The 15,677-nt window shown below is 71.7% G+C and carries 13 protein-coding genes and 1 pseudogene; 9 read left to right on the top strand and 5 right to left on the bottom strand.

Annotated elements, in window-relative coordinates; translation table 11 throughout:
- Window positions 1-35: 35 nt before the first annotated feature.
- From ACZ573_RS09555 to ACZ573_RS09545, 3 genes are all read left to right on the top strand, one after another.
- Window positions 36-1,133, top strand: coding sequence for an alpha/beta hydrolase (locus ACZ573_RS09555; protein ID WP_471301360.1), 1,098 nt, complete (start codon window positions 36-38; stop codon window positions 1,131-1,133).
- A gap of 74 nt (window positions 1,134-1,207) precedes the next feature.
- Complete coding sequence (locus ACZ573_RS09550) at window positions 1,208-1,780, top strand: PadR family transcriptional regulator (protein ID WP_471301357.1); 573 nt, start codon at window positions 1,208-1,210, stop codon at window positions 1,778-1,780.
- A gap of 110 nt (window positions 1,781-1,890) precedes the next feature.
- Window positions 1,891-3,627, top strand: a complete 1,737-nt coding sequence (locus ACZ573_RS09545; RefSeq protein ID WP_471301355.1) for an acyl-CoA dehydrogenase family protein — start codon at window positions 1,891-1,893, stop codon at window positions 3,625-3,627.
- 58 nt (window positions 3,628-3,685) lie between these two features.
- On the opposite strand, the gene ACZ573_RS09540 is transcribed toward ACZ573_RS09545, so the two are convergent.
- Together ACZ573_RS09540 and bla are read right to left on the bottom strand one after the other, a co-directional pair.
- On the bottom strand, window positions 3,686-4,588 hold the full coding sequence (locus ACZ573_RS09540) for a DUF6891 domain-containing protein (RefSeq protein ID WP_471301352.1): 903 nt from the start codon (window positions 4,586-4,588) through the stop codon (window positions 3,686-3,688).
- Window positions 4,589-4,630: 42 nt separating this feature from the next.
- Window positions 4,631-5,530, bottom strand: a complete 900-nt coding sequence (bla, locus tag ACZ573_RS09535; RefSeq protein ID WP_471301349.1) for a class A beta-lactamase — start codon at window positions 5,528-5,530, stop codon at window positions 4,631-4,633.
- A 358-nt stretch (window positions 5,531-5,888) separates the two neighbouring features.
- On the opposite strand from bla, the gene ACZ573_RS09530 reads away from it, so the two are divergent.
- The 4 genes from ACZ573_RS09530 to ACZ573_RS09515 all read left to right on the top strand — a co-directional run bounded on the left by ACZ573_RS09530 (window position 5,889) and on the right by ACZ573_RS09515 (window position 10,345).
- Entirely contained in the window at window positions 5,889-6,392 is a 504-nt protein-coding gene (locus ACZ573_RS09530) for a GNAT family N-acetyltransferase (RefSeq protein WP_471301348.1), read from the top strand.
- A gap of 170 nt (window positions 6,393-6,562) precedes the next feature.
- Window positions 6,563-7,975, top strand: a complete 1,413-nt coding sequence (locus ACZ573_RS09525; RefSeq protein ID WP_471301345.1) for a family 2B encapsulin nanocompartment shell protein — start codon at window positions 6,563-6,565, stop codon at window positions 7,973-7,975.
- 105 nt (window positions 7,976-8,080) lie between these two features.
- Window positions 8,081-9,445 (top strand): family 2 encapsulin nanocompartment cargo protein terpene cyclase, encoded by a 1,365-nt coding sequence (locus ACZ573_RS09520; RefSeq protein WP_471301343.1) that lies wholly within the window; start codon window positions 8,081-8,083, stop codon window positions 9,443-9,445.
- Window positions 9,446-9,460: 15 nt separating this feature from the next.
- Window positions 9,461-10,345, top strand: coding sequence for a geranyl diphosphate 2-C-methyltransferase (locus ACZ573_RS09515; RefSeq protein ID WP_471301340.1), 885 nt, complete (start codon window positions 9,461-9,463; stop codon window positions 10,343-10,345).
- A gap of 111 nt (window positions 10,346-10,456) precedes the next feature.
- Here the strand turns inward: ACZ573_RS09515 and ACZ573_RS09510 are convergent, their stop codons facing one another.
- Window positions 10,457-12,079 (bottom strand): FAD-binding oxidoreductase, encoded by a 1,623-nt coding sequence (locus ACZ573_RS09510; RefSeq protein ID WP_471301337.1) that lies wholly within the window; start codon window positions 12,077-12,079, stop codon window positions 10,457-10,459.
- Between the two features lie 64 nt (window positions 12,080-12,143).
- On the opposite strand from ACZ573_RS09510, the gene ACZ573_RS09505 reads away from it, so the two are divergent.
- Complete coding sequence (locus ACZ573_RS09505) at window positions 12,144-12,785, top strand: TetR/AcrR family transcriptional regulator (RefSeq protein ID WP_471301334.1); 642 nt, start codon at window positions 12,144-12,146, stop codon at window positions 12,783-12,785.
- An 18-nt stretch (window positions 12,786-12,803) separates the two neighbouring features.
- Here ACZ573_RS09505 and ACZ573_RS09500 read toward each other — a convergent pair whose 3' ends face one another.
- Window positions 12,804-13,304 carry a MarR family winged helix-turn-helix transcriptional regulator gene (locus ACZ573_RS09500; RefSeq protein ID WP_471301332.1) on the bottom strand — a complete coding sequence of 167 codons (501 nt, stop codon included), beginning with the start codon at window positions 13,302-13,304 and terminating at the stop codon, window positions 12,804-12,806.
- A gap of 87 nt (window positions 13,305-13,391) precedes the next feature.
- Here ACZ573_RS09500 and ACZ573_RS09495 point away from each other — a divergent pair, with 87 nt between their 5' ends.
- Window positions 13,392-14,252, top strand: coding sequence for an SDR family NAD(P)-dependent oxidoreductase (locus tag ACZ573_RS09495; RefSeq protein ID WP_471301329.1), 861 nt, complete (start codon window positions 13,392-13,394; stop codon window positions 14,250-14,252).
- A 266-nt stretch (window positions 14,253-14,518) separates the two neighbouring features.
- Here ACZ573_RS09495 and ACZ573_RS09490 read toward each other — a convergent pair.
- Window positions 14,519-15,636 (bottom strand): annotated as a pseudogene (locus ACZ573_RS09490) (serine hydrolase domain-containing protein).
- Between the last annotated feature and the right edge of the window lie 41 nt (window positions 15,637-15,677).

The raw sequence follows: 15,677 nt of genomic DNA, 5'->3' as shown, positions 1-15,677 counted from the left end.
TCCGGACGGGGACGGTGCAGAGGGTTCGCTGATTCATGGGTCTGACGAGTGGCACGCTCATGGCGAGCGTCGTGGTGTGCACGGCGCTGCTGTTCGCCTTCACGGTATGGGTATGGCCCCGGCTGGGACGGCCGGGCGCCCGGCGGGTGCTGGGACGCGCCGGGCTGCTCGTGCTCGTGCAGGTGACGGTTCTCGCCTCGGTCGGCGCCGCGGCCAACCGCACCTTCCTCCTCTACGACTCCTGGGCCGACCTCGCCGGTACGAAGCAGCACGCCCCGGCCGCACCGGGCGGCGCCGCCGTGGAGGTGCGGGGCCGACAGGCCCCGGAGGTGCCCGGTGGCCGGAACCCGCAGGTGGGTGGGGTGATCGAGAAGGTGACGATCCACGGCGAGCGGTCCCGGGCCGCCGCCGAGGCGTACGTGTACCTGCCGCCGGAGTACTTCGACAAGAGCGACGAGGGGCGCAGGTTCCCGGCCGCCGTGGTCCTCACGGGATACCCGGGCATGGCCGAGAACCTCATCAAGAAGCTGCACTACCCGAGGCTCGCGTGGAGCCTGGCGAAGCAGAAGCGCATGCAGCCGATGATCCTGGTGATGATGCGGCCCACCATCGCGGGGCCCAACACCCAGTGCGTCGACGTCCCCGGCGGCCCCCAGAGCGAGGCCTTCTTCGGCGCGGATGTCGTCAAGGCGGTCTCCGGCACGTACCGCGTGGGCAACTCGCCGCGGAGCTGGGGCATCATCGGCGACTCCACCGGGGGCTACTGCGCCCTGAAGATGGCGGTGCAGCACCCGGAGGCGTACGCGGTCGGCGTGGGCCTGTCGGCGGAGTACAGGCCCGAGATCGACCAGTACTCCGGTGATCTGTTCAAGGGGAACAAGGACGAGGAGAAACGGTCCGACCTGCTGTGGCACCTGGACCACCTGCCGCAGCGGAACTCCTCGTTCCTGGTGACCTCTTCGCTGCGGGGCGAGCCGAACTACGGCGAGACGCAGGAGTTCATCCGCAAGGTGAAGGCACCCGCGCACGTCTCGTCGATCATCCTGGACAGCGGTGGCCACAGCTTCAACACCTGGCTGCGGGAGATCCCGCCGGCGCTCGTCTGGACGGGCGCACGGCTCGCCGCCGAGTGAGCGCGCGGGTGAGCCGCGTCTCACCTGGCCCCTGCCGCTTGTCTATGCAACGAGTTGCATAGAAGGATCGGGGCATGGCGCTCGACCACGCGATCCTCGTCTCCCTGCTGGAGAAGCCGGGCTCCGGCTATGAGCTGGCCCGCCGGTTCGACCGGTCCATCGGCTACTTCTGGACCGCCACCCACCAGCAGATCTACCGCGTCCTGGGGCGCATGGAGGGGAGCGGGCTGCTCGCCGTCCGCGAGGTCCCGCAGCAGGGCCGGCCGGACAAGAAGGAGTACTCCGTCGCCGGCCCCGGCCGCAGCGTCCTCGCCGAGTGGCTGCACGAGCCGATCGAGCCCGAGAGCCTCCGCCACGACCTGGCCGTCAAGATCCGCGGCGCGGCCTTCGACGACCCGGCCGCGCTGATCCAGGAGGTCGAGCGGCACCACCGGGCGCACAGCGACCGGCTGGCCCGCTATCTCGCCGGTGAACTGCGCGACTTCACCGGGCCGGACGCCCCCGCCCCGCTCGACGCCGGTCAGGAGCTCCAGCACGTCGTGCTGCGCGGCGGCATCGCGTTCGAGCGCATGACGATCGCCTGGCTCGACGACGTCCTCGCCACGCTCCACCGGCTCGGCGGGCCCTCGCCGACCGCCACCGCCTGAACCTCGTCGCGCCGCGGCGGCCGCACCGCCCGCACCCCCGCCGCACCACCCCCCCACGCATTCGCCCGGCCTCCCCTCCCCTCCTCCAACCGCTCGGAAGGTGAACCTCCATGGCAGACGCCCTGCTCTTCAACCCGCACACGTACGACCCGGCGCACTTCGACCCCGAGACCCGCAGGCTGCTGCGCGCCACCGTCGACTGGTTCGAGAGCCGCGGCAAGCGCCGGCTGATCGAGGACTACCGTTCCCGAGCCTGGCTCGCCGACTTCCTCGCCTTCTCCGCGAAGGAGGGCCTCTTCGCGACCTTCCTGACCCCGGCCACCGCCGCCGGCGAGGGGGAGTCCGACAAGCGCTGGGACACGGCCCGGATCGCCGCCCTGAACGAGATCTTCGGCTTCTACGGCCTCGACTACTGGTACGCCTGGCAGGTCACCATCCTCGGCCTCGGCCCGGTCTGGCAGAGCGGCAACGCCGACGCCCGCGCCCGCGCCGCGCAGCTCCTCGCCGAGGGTGAGGTGTTCGCCTTCGGCCTGTCCGAGAAGACCCACGGCGCCGACATCTACTCCACCGACATGCTGCTGCGGCCGTACGTCGACGAAGCTGGTGCCGACGGGTTCCGCGCGAGCGGCTCCAAGTACTACATCGGCAACGGCAACGCCGCCGGCCTCGTCTCCGTCTTCGGCCGCCGCACCGACATAGAGGGCCCCGACGGCTACGTCTTCTTCGCCGCCGACAGCCGCCACCCGGCGTACCACCTGGTGAAGAACGTCGTCGACTCCTCCAAGTACGTCAGCGAGTTCCGCCTCGACGACTACCCGGTCCGCGCCGAGGACGTCCTGCACACCGGCAAGGCCGCCTTCGACGCCGCCCTGAACACCGTCAACGTCGGCAAGTTCAACCTCTGCACAGCCTCCATCGGCATCTGCGAGCACGCGATGTACGAGGCCGTCACCCACGCGCACAACCGGGTCCTCTACGGCCGCCCCGTCACCGCCTTCCCGCACGTGCGCCGGGAGCTGGCCGACGCGTACGTCCGCCTGGTCGGGATGAAGCTCTTCAGCGACCGCGCCGTCGACTACTTCCGCACCGCGGGCCCCGACGACCGCCGCTACCTCCTCTTCAACCCGATGACGAAGATGAAGGTGACCACGGAGGGCGAGAAGGTCATCGACCTGATGTGGGACGTCATCGCCGCCAAGGGCTTCGAGAAGGACAACTACTTCGCGCAGGCGGCCGTCGAGATCCGCGGACTGCCCAAGCTGGAGGGCACGGTCCACGTCAACCTCGCCCTGATCCTCAAGTTCATGCGCAACCACCTGCTGAACCCGGCCGAGTACCCGGCCGTACCGACCCGGCTCGACGCGGCCGACGACGCCTTCCTCTTCCAGCAGGGGCCGGCCCGGGGCCTGGGCTCCGTACAGTTCCACGACTGGCGGACCGCCTACGACGCGTACGCCGACGTGCCGAACGTGGCCCGGTTCCGCGAGCAGGCCGACGCCCTCTGCGCGTTCGTGGCCACCGTCGCCCCGGACGAGGAGCAGAGCCGCGACCTCGACTTCCTCCTCTCCGTGGGCCAGCTGTTCGCGCTGGTCGTGTACGGACAGCTGATCCTGGAGCAGGCCCGCCTGACGGACCTGGACGGGTCGGTGCTCGACGAGCTGTTCTCCGTCCTCGTGCGCGACTTCTCCGGCCACGCGGTCGAGCTGTACGGCAAGGACTCCGCGACGGCGGCCCAGCAGGAGTGGGCGCTGGGCGCGGTCCGGCGTCCGGTCGTCGACGAGGAGCGGGCGGCGCGCGTCTGGGCGCGGGTCGAGGCGCTGTCCGGCACGTACGAGATGGCCCCGTAGGAACGCGGACCCCGGGGGACCGGCACGGCCCGCCACGGCCCGCGACAGCCGGCACGTCCTAGCCGACGAGACGTCTGCGCCAGGTCAGCGGGGCGACGGTGATGGACTGCCCCGGATCGCCGTTCCATTCCGTGGGCAGGCCCGCACGGGCCAGAGCGGCGACGACCTCACGGCCGACGGCGGCGGTGGTCGCGGAGGTGCCGTCGAAGCCGCCGTACAGCAGTGTCAGGCCGTGTCCGGCCGTCGCCGCGTCCGTGCACTGGCTGTGGAAGTACACGAAGCCACGGGTCTCCGGCCCGCCTTCCGCTCCGATCTCGGCCTGCCCGCAGCTCCGGCAACAGGTGAAGTCCTCGCGAGCCGTGATACCCGCCGCGTCCAACTCGGTGAATGCCCGGGACAGCCGCTCCGGATCGGTCTCGCCCTCCCACTGCGCCTGCTCCCCCACCCGTTCGAGCCACATCCGGTCGGCGAGCTCCCGGGCCTGGGCGGGGGAGACGGGCCGGCGGTCCCCGGATACGAGATAGTCCTCGGCCAGTTCCGCGAGTCGGTCCCGCGTCGCGTAGCCCCCGGCCAGAACCTCGCGGATCCGGCCCTCCAGCAGCCCCCGCTCCTCCTCGTCGAGGTCGAGCGGGGGCACCGGCTCCGCCGGCGGGAACTCCACGCGTTCCCAGTCGTCCGGGCGCCCGCCCGACCATGCGGTCATGGCGGCGATGACCGCCTCGGGATCGTCGACCGACGTCCTGAAGTGCCGCTCGGGGCTGCCGGCGCGGTGCTCCAGGGTGTAGTCGCCGCCGGTGCGGTGCCACACCTGGATGAAGACATCGGGCAGGTCGGGGATGGCCTGGACGACGAGGAACCGGTCACTGTCACCGCCGATCCGGTGGACCAGCGCGGAGAGTTCCCCGGGGGACGGCCGTACGTGTCGGCGACCGGTTTCGGTCAGGATCGTGATCGCGAGCATGGTCGGCACTGTGCCAGGTGGCACTGACAACGGTCTCCGCCGTCAGGCGAGCGTGTCCGCCAGCAGTTTCGCGGTTCTGGCGATCAGCGTGTTGTCGCGCGGCGTCGTCGCCTCCGGCATGGTCGAGAGGATGGCCAGGACCAGGGGCGGGCGTCCCGGGGGCCAGGCGATGCCCACGTTGTTGTTGGTCCCGTACGAGCCGGCGCCCGTCTTGTCCGCGACGGCCCAGTCCTTCGGCAGGCCGGCCCGGAGGCGATCACCGCTGGTGGTGTTCGACAGCAGCCACCGGTTCAGCTGCTCCCGGTCCGCCGGGTCCAGCGCGTCGCCGAGTCCGAGCCGGGCGTACGTCCGGCCGATCGCGCGGGGGGTGGTCGTGTCCGTCACCCGCCACGGCTCGGCCGTGTTCAGCTCCGGCTCCCACCGGTCGAGCCGCGTCGTACGGTCCCCGAGCGAGCGGCAGAAGCGGGTGATCGTGGTGGGGCCGCCGAGCTCGCGCAGCAGCAGGTTGGCGGCCGCGTTGTCGCTCTGGGCGATGGCGGCGGAGCAGAGTTCCGCCACGGTCAGACCGCCCGCGATGTTCCCGGGCAGTTCCGTGACCGACCCGCCGCCCGCGTCCGTGACGTCCTGGAGCGTGTAGTGGATGCGCTTGGCGAGATGCGCGCCGTCGTGGTCGAGGTCCCGCAGCACGGCAGCCACCGCGAGCGTCTTGAACAGCGAGCACATGGGGAACGGTTCGCCGGCCCGGTGGACGACGGTCCGGCCGGTGGCGGTGTCCAGCGCGTACACCCCCAGCCGCGCCCCGTACTCGCGCTCCAGCGCGCTCAGCCCCGCCACCGATGACGCGGCACGGGCCGTACCCACCGGCAGCGCAGCAGCCAGTGCCGCCCCCGCCCCCACGGTCAGCAGTGCGCGTCGCGACGTCCATGCGTCCGGGGTCCTCACGTGAGGTTCTCCTCTTCCTGGCCGGTCATGTGCCCCGGAAGACGTCAAACGTGATCAATTCGGTTCCACCGCAATGATGTACCAGTGTCTGACCCCGACGCGGGTCCCGGTGCCGGTCCCGATCCCGATCCCGGTCCAGTTGCCGGTCCCGGTCCCGGCCGCTTGGAGCGCGACGACGCCCGCCGCCCGCGCGGTGCGCCCGTGCTCGCCGCGGCCTTCGTCCGCGAACCCGCCATGGCATGGATCGCGGGCGGATCGGACCGCCTACGGCAGGCCTTGTTCACCGCCACCCTGCGTACGCACGCCACGCTCCCCGGAGCCCGCCGCCACCTGCTGACCGACCGTCACGGTCGGCCCGTTGCCGTCGCCGTCCTCGCCCAGGCCGCCCGCGACCGTGCCCTCGGGTGCGGCCCGGGCGGCCTGGGCGGCCCGCACCCTGGTGGGCTGCGGCCCGGGCGCCCTGGTGCGGACGCTGCGCTATCTGCACGCCGCCGAGGCCGGAACCCCGGCCGGGGCCTGGACCCTGGAGTTCATCGGCGTGGCGCCCGAGGCGGCGGGCCGGGGTGCCGGGGGGCGGCTCCTCAGCCACCTGCTCGCTGCGACCCCCGCACCCGGCGGCATCTTCCTCACCACCGCCGACGAGGCGAACGTCCGGCTCTATCGCCGCTTCGGCTTCACCACCCGGCGGCGCCGCGGTGGGCCCCCTGGAGGTGACGGCGATGTGGCGGCCGACCGCGCCCGAGCGGCACGCTGTAGCAGATGGGGGGAGCCCCGTGAGCTGACCACCGCGCCGCTTTTCGGCCGCGTTCGTGAGCAAGGCCGAATATCGTTCATAACCCCGGCAAACCACCTGCGGTCCTAGATCACTGCATCGAGGTAACGCCAACGGTTTTCAGGCTCAAGGCCGGTGCACCGGCCGTTACTGTTCCCCCGGATCTGGACGGAATTCCCGGATATTCCCCCCTTTTTTCCTCGTTCCCCGGTGACGTGCGCATCCGCCGATCACCACCCTTGCGAAGGAGAGCTCGCCCGATGACCGTTGACACCAGCCCGGAAGCACAGCTGGAGCCGCCGCGGCAGTCCAGCCTGAGCACGGCGGCTGCCCGCAACCTCGCCAGCACGACCAAGTCCGCCCCACAGATGCAGGAGATCACCTCCCGCTGGCTGCTGCGGATGCTCCCCTGGGTGGAGACCAAGGGCGGCACCTACCGGGTCAACCGCCGGCTGACGTACACCGTGGGCGACGGCACCATCGAGTTCGTCCAGGACGGTGCGAACGTCCGGGTGATCCCGCGCGAGCTCGGCGAACTGGCCCTGCTGCGCGGCTTCGACGACGACGAGGTGCTGACCGCGATCGCCGGCCGGTGCGTGCAGCGGGACTTCCGGGCCGGTGAGGTGATCGTCGAGCGCGGTGCACCCGCCGACCAGATCCACCTGATCGCCCACGGCCGGATCAGCCAGACCTCCGTCGGCAAGTACGGCGACGACGTCGCCGTCGCCGTACTCGCCGACGGCGACCGGTTCGGTGAGAACGCCCTGCTGGACGCGGACGCCACCTGGGACTACACGGCCACCGCCGAGACCCCCGGCATCCTGCTCACCCTCTCCCGCGGCGACTTCGCCTCCGTGCTCGCCGCGGCGCCGCAACTCCAGGACCACATCAACCGGTTCAGCTCGCTCCCGCACCAGCGCCAGAACCGGCACGGCGAGGCCGAGATCGCGATGTCCGCCGGCCACACCGGCGAGGCGGAGCTGCCCGGCGCCTTCGTCGACTACGAGCTCAAGCCCCGCGAGTACGAACTCTCCATCGCGCAGACCGTGCTGCGGATCCACACCAGGGTCGCCGACCTCTACAACGGGCCGCACAACCAGACCGAGGAACAGCTCAGGCTCACCATCGAGGCGCTGCGCGAGCGCCAGGAGCACGAGCTGATCAACAACCGGGACTTCGGCCTGCTCCACAACGCCGCCTTCAAGCAGCGGATCCAGACCCACTCCGGCCCCCCGACCCCGGACGACCTCGACGAGCTGCTCTGCCGCCGCCGCGGCTCCAAGTTCTTCCTCGCCCACCCCCGGACGATCGCCGCGATCGGGCGCGAGTTCAACGCCCGCGGGCTCTACCCGGACCACGTCGACGTCGGCGGGCAGTCGGTCCCGGCCTGGCGCGGGGTCCCGATCCTGCCCTGCAACAAGATCCCGATCAGCAAGGAGAACACCAGCTCGGTGCTCGTCATGCGAACCGGCGAGGACAACCAGGGTGTCGTCGGTCTGCGCCAGACCGGCCTGCCGGAGGAGTACGAGCCGGGCCTCTCGGTGCGCTTCATGGGGATCAGCGAGCAGGCCATCATCTCCTACCTGGTCACCACCTACTTCTCCGCCGCCATCCTGGTGCCCGACGCACTCGGTGTGCTGGAGAACGTGCAGATCGCCCGCAGGCGGGACTAAGAGGACCAGCCCGACGGCCGTGACAGCCAGGACCTCTGCCTGTCCTGGCCCGCCGAGCATGCCCGGGATCCGGGACAGCCCACTTACCTCTCCAAGGAGTTACGGATGCCCGATCCTGGGCCTTCCCCTCTGCAGTCGAGCCTGCCCGCCGCCGTGGCGTCCTTCGGGGCCCACGTGCTCGCCAACGCCCTCGCCGTCGGCGTCGAACCCGCCGCCGGCGCCGGGCCGGGCGAGCTTTCTCCGCCGCCGCCGCCGTCGCCGCCGCCCGCCCTGCCCGTCGCGCCCGCCCTGCCGACGGGGCCCCCGGTCCTGACGCCCGTACCCGTACCCGTACCCGACGAGGGTGCGGCCGCGGCCGCCGCGCCCCAGTCGAGTGCCGCCCTCGAACGGATCCTGCGCGGGCCCAGCGGTCTGGGCACGGCGAGCCTGCACTGGGCCCGGAGCGACGCGCCCGCGGCGGCCGCGGCGCCCGACGCACCCGCGCCGGCGGCCGGCAACCCGATCCCGGGCCTCTACTACCACCCGGTGCCGGAGCCCGACCCGGTGCGGGTGGAGGAGCTCAGCCGCCGGATCAAGGCCTGGGCGCTGGACGAGGTGTCGCTCTACCCGGAGGACTGGGAGGACCAGTTCGACGGCTTCTCCGTCGGGCGCTACATGGTCGCCTGCCATCCCGACGCCCCCAGCATCGACCACCTGATGCTCGCCACCCGGCTGATGGTCGCCGAGAACGCGGTCGACGACTGCTACTGCGAGGACCACGGCGGCTCGCCCGTCGGCCTCGGCGGCCGTCTGCTGCTGGCGCACACCGCTCTGGACCCCGTCCACACGACGAAGGAGTACGCGCCGGACTGGGAGGCGTCGCTCCTCTCGGACGCTCCCCGGCGCGCCTACCGCTCGGCCATGGAGTACTTCCTCCAGGCCACCACCCCCTCGCAGGCCGACCGGTTCCGGCACGACATGGCCCGGCTGCACATGGGCTATCTCGCCGAGGGGGCCTGGGCGCAGACGGAGTACGTCCCGGAGGTGTGGGAGTACCTGGCGATGCGCCAGTTCAACAACTTCCGCCCCTGCCCCACCATCACCGACTCCGTGGGCGGCTACGAGCTGCCGGCGGACCTCCACGCGCAGCCCGCCATGCAACGGGTGATCGCGCTGGCCGGGAACGCCACGACCATCGTCAACGACCTGTACTCCTACACCAAGGAACTGGCCGGTCCCGGACGGCACCTGAACCTGCCGGTGGTGATCGCCGAACGCGAGAGCTGCTCCGACCAGGAGGCTTACCTGAAGGCCGTCGAGGTCCACAACGACCTGATGCGCGACTTCGAGGCCGCGGCCGCCGACCTGGCCGTCACCTGCCCCGTCCCGAGCGTTCAGCGCTTCCTGCGCGGGGTGGCCGTGTGGGTCGACGGCAACCACTACTGGCACCAGACCAACACCTATCGCTACAGCCTGCCCGATTTCTGGTAAAGATGGGAATTGTTCATGACTAGCACCGATCTCACCGCCGCCGGTACCTCCTCCGTGTTCATCCCCGGCCCGGTGACTCCCTATCAGGGGGACATCGCCCGTTACTGGGACCACGAGGCCAGGCCCGTGAACCTCCGTCTCGGCGATGTCGACGGCCTTTACCACCACCACTACGGCATCGGGGACATCGACCACGCCGCCCTCGGCGACACCGAGGACAGTGCATACGAGAAGAAGCTGATCGCCGAGCTCCACCGCCTGGAGTCGGCCCAGGCCGAACTCCTTCTCGAGCACCTCGGCCCCATCGGGCACGACGACACCCTCGTCGACGCGGGCTGCGGCCGCGGCGGTTCCATGGTCATGGCCCACCAGCGCTTCGGATGCAAGGTCGAGGGCGTCACCCTGTCGGCCAAGCAGGCCGACTTCGCCAACCGGCGCGCCCAGGAACTCGGCATCGGGGACCACGTCCGGGCCCGCGTCTGCAACATGCTCAGCACCCCGTTCGAGACCGGGCAGGCCGCCGGCTCGTGGAACAACGAGTCGAGCATGTACGTCGACCTGCACGACCTCTTCGCGGAGCACTCGCGCGTCCTCGCGGTCGGCGGCCGGTACGTGACCATCACCGGCTGCTGGAACCCGAAGTACGGCCAGCCCTCGAAGTGGGTCTCCCAGATCAACGCGCACTTCGAGTGCAACATCCACTCCCGCCGCGAGTACCTGCGCGCGATGGCCGACAACCGTCTCGTACCGCAGGCCGTCATCGACCTGACCCCCGAGACCCTGCCCTACTGGGAGCTGCGGGCCACGTCCTCCCTGGTCACCGGCATCGAAGAGGCGTTCATCGAGTCCTACAAGGACGGCTCCTTCCAGTACGTCCTGATCGCGGCCGACCGCGTCTGACCACGTCCCACCGGACGCGGACCGAAGGGGCCGGGGCCGTCGTCCGGCGGCACCGGTCCCTACGGGGTGTCCCCGGGCGTGCCGGCCCACCGGCGTACGCACGGGCCCCGGTCAGTCCACGAGCACGCCGGGGTTGAGGATGCCGCGCGGATCGAGGGCTCCCTTCGCGGCCTTCAGGGCGAGGGCGAACGGCTCCGGGCGCTGGCGGTCGTAGCCGGGGCGGTGGTCCCGGCCCACCGCGTGGTGGTGGGTGATGGTGGCCCGATGGCGGTGCAGCACCTCGCTCGCGACGGCCTTGAGGTCGTCCCAGACGGCGACCTCGTCACCGGCCCGGCCCGCGGCGAGCACGGTGAAGTAGGGCGCCGCACCGTCCGGATACACGTGCGTCAGACGGCAGTTGACGGTCGCCGGGAATCCGGTGGCCTTGACCGCCGCCTCGCCGACCTCCCTGCGCACCTCCTCGATCAGGCCGGGGATCCGGTCCCAGGTGGCCGCCGTCTCGAAGGTCTCGGCGACCGCGCCCATCCGGGCCAGACCGTCGCGGAGGTAGGGCATCCGCAGGAACGCCGAGCGCCAGGCGCTCACGGCCGCGTCGCCGCCCGGGCCCTCCTGAGAGCCGCCGGCCCCGCCCGTCCCCCCGTACCGGCCGCCGTGCGAGCGGGCCAGCGCGACGGCCCGTTCCAGCCGGGCGGCCACCGGTTCGTCCGCCGATTCGAACCCCAGGACCAGTACGGAGCCGCCGTCGTGCGCCGCGCCCGACAGCGCGGCCTCCCCGGAGTCCAGCAGGCGGCAGTTGGCGGGGGAGAGGCCGGACTGCGCGAGAGCGCGCACCGCCTCCAGGGCGTCCTGGAAGTCCGTGAACGCGACCGCGGCGGACGCCTTGTGGCGGGGGCGTTCCTGCAGGCGTACCCATGCCTCGGTGATGACGCCGAGGGCCCCTTCGGAGCCCAGGAACAGGCGGTCGGGGGAGGGGCCCGCCCCGGAGGCGGGCAGCCGCCACGAGCTGCTGGTGCCGGCCGGGGTCACGACGCGCAGCGACTGGACGAAGTCGTCGATGTGCGTACGTCCGGTGGCGTAGTGGCCGCCGGCCCGGGTGGCGAGCCAGCCGCCCAGAGTGGAGAACTCGAAGCTCTGCGGGAAGTGCCGCAGGGTGAGACCGTGGGGCCGCAGCTGGTCCTCCAGGCTCGGCCCGAGCGTGCCTGCCTGGATCCGCGCCGCCCGGCCCTGGGTGTCGACCTCCAGTACGCGGCCCATGGCGCTCAGGTCCAGGGACATGACGGCCCGGTGGGCGTCGCCGCGGTACTCGACGCCCCCGGAGACCGAGGAGCCCCCGCCGTACGGGACGACGGCGACCTGCCGGTCACCGGCCCAGTCCAGCAGATCGGCCACCCCCCGGTCGTCCGTGGGGCGGGCGACGAGGTCGGGGATGCGGCCGGGGCGTCCGCGCAGGGCGCGCACGACGTCGCGGTAGGCCTTGCCCATGGCGTGCGCGGCGCGGTCCGCGGGATCGGCGGCGACCAGGTGGGCGAGGCTCGGCGGGGGTTCGACGGCGGGGGCGGCGATCGCCAGGTCGCGGACGCGGGGCACGGGGAGCGGGCGGCCGAGGGTGCCGGGGAGGAGGGCGCCGATCGCGGTGCATTCCGCGTCGTCGGGATGCGCGTCCGTCCAGCCCCAGCCCCACCAGGACCGGGTGCGGGACGTGGACTGCGGCGGCTGCGGGGTGGTGCCGGCCATGGCGGCGCTCCAGGGGTCGAGGTAATTTACCTAGCAGTAAATTACCTATTGATAATATCGGCTCATGGCAACCCCCTCCTCGCATTCCTCGAAGGCCGGCACCAAGGGAGTCCCGCGGCAGCACCGCCGCCGGCAGATGCTGGAGGCGGCCACGGAGGAGTTCGGTACGCACGGCTACGCGGCCGCGTCGCTCCCCGCGATCGCCGCGCGCGTGGGAGTCACCAAGACGTTGCTGCACCAGTACTTCGGCACCAAGGAAGACCTGTACGTGGCCTGCCTGGTCCCGGTCGGGGACCGGCTGCTGGACACCGTCCGCGCGGCGATGGGGGAGGGTGGGGCCGCCCCGAACACGCCGCTGCGCGTGCTCCACAGCATCTTCACCGCCCTGGAGGGGCAGCGGGAGGCGTGGTTCGTGCTCTACGACACCACCCTGCCGCCAGGCGGTGAGGCCGCGCGCCGGGCCTCGGAGTACTGGGCGGCCATCGATCGGCTCGCCGCCGGCGGCACCGCGGAACTGCTGCGCTCGGCCGGATCCACCGATCCGCTCGACGCCGACGCGCTCAAGTACGTGTGGCGGGACCTGGTCGCCACCCTCGTCCGCTGGTGGGTCAAGCACCCGGAGCAGACGCCGGAGGCCATGACGCGGCGGTGCGCCCGCCTCTTCGCGGTCGCCGCCACCCTCACCCCCGACGGGCACCCCGGCTGACGGGCGCCGCCCGGGGGGTTACTTGGCGCGCTCCTGACCGGCCCGCGCCGCCTGCGCCGCTTGCGCCGCCTTCGCGGCCTTGAGCTTGCGCCACACGGTGCCCAGCGCCTCCAGGTCCCGCTCGTCGAGGAGCTCGGTGAAGACCGGGGCCAGGGCTTCGCGCCGGGTGGCGTCCGCCTCGGCGAACACCGTACGGCCCGCCTCGGTGAGGGAGACCTCGACCGACCGGGCGTCGCGCGCCGAGGGCGTGCGGGTCACCAGGCCCCGGGTCTGCAGGGCGTCCACGACGCGGGAGACCTGGCTGCGGCTGAGCAGGGTGCTGTTGCCGAGTACGGAGGCGGGCACCGGCTCGGGGCTGGAGGCCAGCCACAGCATGACCTCGAACCAGGACACGGGGAGGTCGTGGGCCTTGACCAGGGCCCGGTCGACGCGATCGGTCATGACCGTCCCGGCCCACACCAGCCCGTAGAAGGCGTAGTCGGCCGTCGGCATCTCGGCTTCGGTGAGCTTCTTCGGCATGTCGGCAGTCTAGAGCTTGCGTGCACACGCACATAATTTTATAGTGTGTGTGCACGCACATAAATCGCCCCTGCGAAAGGCCCCGCCATGTCGACCTCCTCCGCATCCGCCTCCGACCGCACCGTCCTGATCACCGGCACCTCCTCCGGCATCGGCCTGGCCGCCGCGATCGCCGCCGCCCAGGCCGGCTGGCGCACGGTCGCCACCCTGCGTGACACCGGCCGCGCCGACGCCCTGCGCAAGGCCGCCGTCGAGGCGGGCGTCGAGCTCGACATCCGACAGCTCGACGTCGTCGACGAGGCCTCCGTCGCCGCCGCCGTCGAGGGCGTCATCGCCGACTACGGCCGGCTGGACGCCGTCGTCAACAACGCCGGCGCCGGGCACGTGGGCACCCTGGAGCTCGAATCCGTCTCCGACGTCCGCGAGGTCATGGAGGTCAACTTCTTCGGCGTACTGAACGTCTCCAAGGCCGCGCTGCCGCACCTGCGGGCCACCGGCGGCCGCCTGATCACCGTCACCAGCGTCGGCGGCGTCATCGGCCAGCCCTTCAACGAGGCCTACTGCGCGGCGAAGTTCGCGGTGGAGGGGTACATGGAGAGCCTGGCCCCCGTCGCGGGCGCCGTCGGTGTGAGCGTGTCCGTCGTCGAGCCCGGCGCCGTGGCGACCGAGTTCGTGAACAACATCGGCCTCGACCTCGAAGCCCGGATCGCCGCGGCCGGCCCGTACTCCGACGCGCTGCGCCACTACGTCGAGCGCACGGTCGGCCAGTTCCTGAACGGCGCGCAGACCCCGGCCGGTGCGGCCGAGTCCGTCATGGAGGCGCTCACCGCCGACCGGCCCGCCTTCCGTATCCAGACCTCGCAGTGGGCCCGTGACTTCACGGGGACCAAGCTGGCCGACCAGGACGGCTCGGCGGTCGTCGGCATGACCGGAACCTGGGTCGCCTGACCTGCCGCGGGCATCCCGGCCGGGAGAGGGGGGCTTGGCCCCGACCTGTGCTCCGCCCGGAACCGGGTCATGATGGCCGGAGGTGGACGAGGCCGTCGCGCGGTCCCAGGGACCGCGCGCGGCGGCCCGCCCGGGTCGGGAGGTGACTGGCAGGCATGGACGAATCGCGCAGGGCCTGGTTCACGATCGGCGTCGTCGTCGCCGTCATCCTCCTGGACCTCCTGGCCATCATCCTGATGAACACCCTCGGCTGAGCCCGGTCCCGGTCAGCCGTACATCGCCAGGCGGTACAGGGTCGCGAGCGCGCCGTCGATGGGATGGGGCTGCGGCACGCCGGAGGGGTCGAGCCTGTTCCACCTCTGCAGGTTCACCGCGACCGCCATCTGCCGCTTGCCGTCGGCACGGGTCATGGCCAGCGCTCCACCGCCCAGACCGTGCCGCCATGACCCCAGAAGACGCCCTGACCGGGACCCTCCATCGGGTGCAGGCCGAGGCCGTAGCCGATCGTCCTTCCCTCCTGGGAGACGACCGGGACCGTGCGCTGCATCTGCGCCAGCGACGACGGGCCGACGATCTCCCCGGCCAGCAGTGCGGCGTAGAAACGGTTGAGGTCCGCGACGGTCGATATCAGCGAGGCCGACGGCCCCACCCATGACATGTCGTAGACGCTGTAGTCGCGCGGTGGGTCGATCATGCCGAACCACGCCTCGTAGAGCTGCGAGTGCGGCCCGTCGACGTACGGTCCGGCGGGGAGCTCGGTGTCCCGGAGCCCGGCGCGCTCGATGACGTTCCGGGTGATGTACTGCTCGGCCGTGGTGCCGGTCACCTGTTCCAGGAGTTGGACGAGGAGCAGGTAGTTGGTGTTGGAGTACACCCCCGGCCGGCCGCCCGGGGTGCCGACGGCAGGTGCGGCGACCCCCAACCCGATCAGTTCCGCGGGGTCGAACTGCGTGAACCGGTGGTCGTCCAGGCTCTGGGGGCCGGTGTCCGCGAGGGCGGGGAACGCCTTGAGGGAGGGGTAGGCGTACGGGAGGTACTCGGCGAGGCCGCTCGTGTGGTTGATCAGCATCCGGACCGTGATCGCCGCACCGCGTTCCCCGGGGACCAGCCCCGGAAGGTACCGGCCGATCGGTGTGTCGAGGCCGATCCGGCCGCTCTCGACCTGTTGCAGGACCGCGGCGGCGGTGAAGGTCTTGCTGATGCTGCCGACGCGGTGGCGCATGTCGGCGGTGACGGGGCGACCGGTGGCGACATCGGCGACCCCGGCGGCGCCGCGCCAGACATGGTCGCCGTCACGCACCTCGGCGAACAGGCCGGTCATCCCGGCGCGGTGGACGTTTTCGATGGCTGCGTCCAGCGCCGCGCCATCCAGTGGGTTCTTCACGTCATGCGTCCTTTCGTGTTCCCCGGGGGTGAGCTCCGCGT

This window comes from Streptomyces sp. NPDC040545, from assembly GCF_055595065.1.
Note: the sequence above shows the minus strand (reverse complement) of the source record. Positions and strands in the feature narration are given on the sequence as shown.

What these genes read in the sequence shown, in the direction of transcription:
- ACZ573_RS09555 (WP_471301360.1), top strand. Translation starts at nt 36, where the DNA reads ATGGGTCTGACGAGTGGCACGCTCATGGCGAGCGTCGTGGTGTGCACG.
- ACZ573_RS09550 (WP_471301357.1), top strand. Translation starts at nt 1,208, where the DNA reads ATGGCGCTCGACCACGCGATCCTCGTCTCCCTGCTGGAGAAGCCGGGC.
- ACZ573_RS09545 (WP_471301355.1), top strand. Translation starts at nt 1,891, where the DNA reads ATGGCAGACGCCCTGCTCTTCAACCCGCACACGTACGACCCGGCGCAC.
- ACZ573_RS09540 (WP_471301352.1), bottom strand. Translation starts at nt 4,588, where the DNA reads ATGCTCGCGATCACGATCCTGACCGAAACCGGTCGCCGACACGTACGG.
- ACZ573_RS09525 (WP_471301345.1), top strand. Translation starts at nt 6,563, where the DNA reads ATGACCGTTGACACCAGCCCGGAAGCACAGCTGGAGCCGCCGCGGCAG.
- ACZ573_RS09520 (WP_471301343.1), top strand. Translation starts at nt 8,081, where the DNA reads ATGCCCGATCCTGGGCCTTCCCCTCTGCAGTCGAGCCTGCCCGCCGCC.
- ACZ573_RS09515 (WP_471301340.1), top strand. Translation starts at nt 9,461, where the DNA reads ATGACTAGCACCGATCTCACCGCCGCCGGTACCTCCTCCGTGTTCATC.
- ACZ573_RS09510 (WP_471301337.1), bottom strand. Translation starts at nt 12,079, where the DNA reads ATGGCCGGCACCACCCCGCAGCCGCCGCAGTCCACGTCCCGCACCCGG.
- ACZ573_RS09505 (WP_471301334.1), top strand. Translation starts at nt 12,144, where the DNA reads ATGGCAACCCCCTCCTCGCATTCCTCGAAGGCCGGCACCAAGGGAGTC.
- ACZ573_RS09500 (WP_471301332.1), bottom strand. Translation starts at nt 13,304, where the DNA reads ATGCCGAAGAAGCTCACCGAAGCCGAGATGCCGACGGCCGACTACGCC.
- ACZ573_RS09495 (WP_471301329.1), top strand. Translation starts at nt 13,392, where the DNA reads ATGTCGACCTCCTCCGCATCCGCCTCCGACCGCACCGTCCTGATCACC.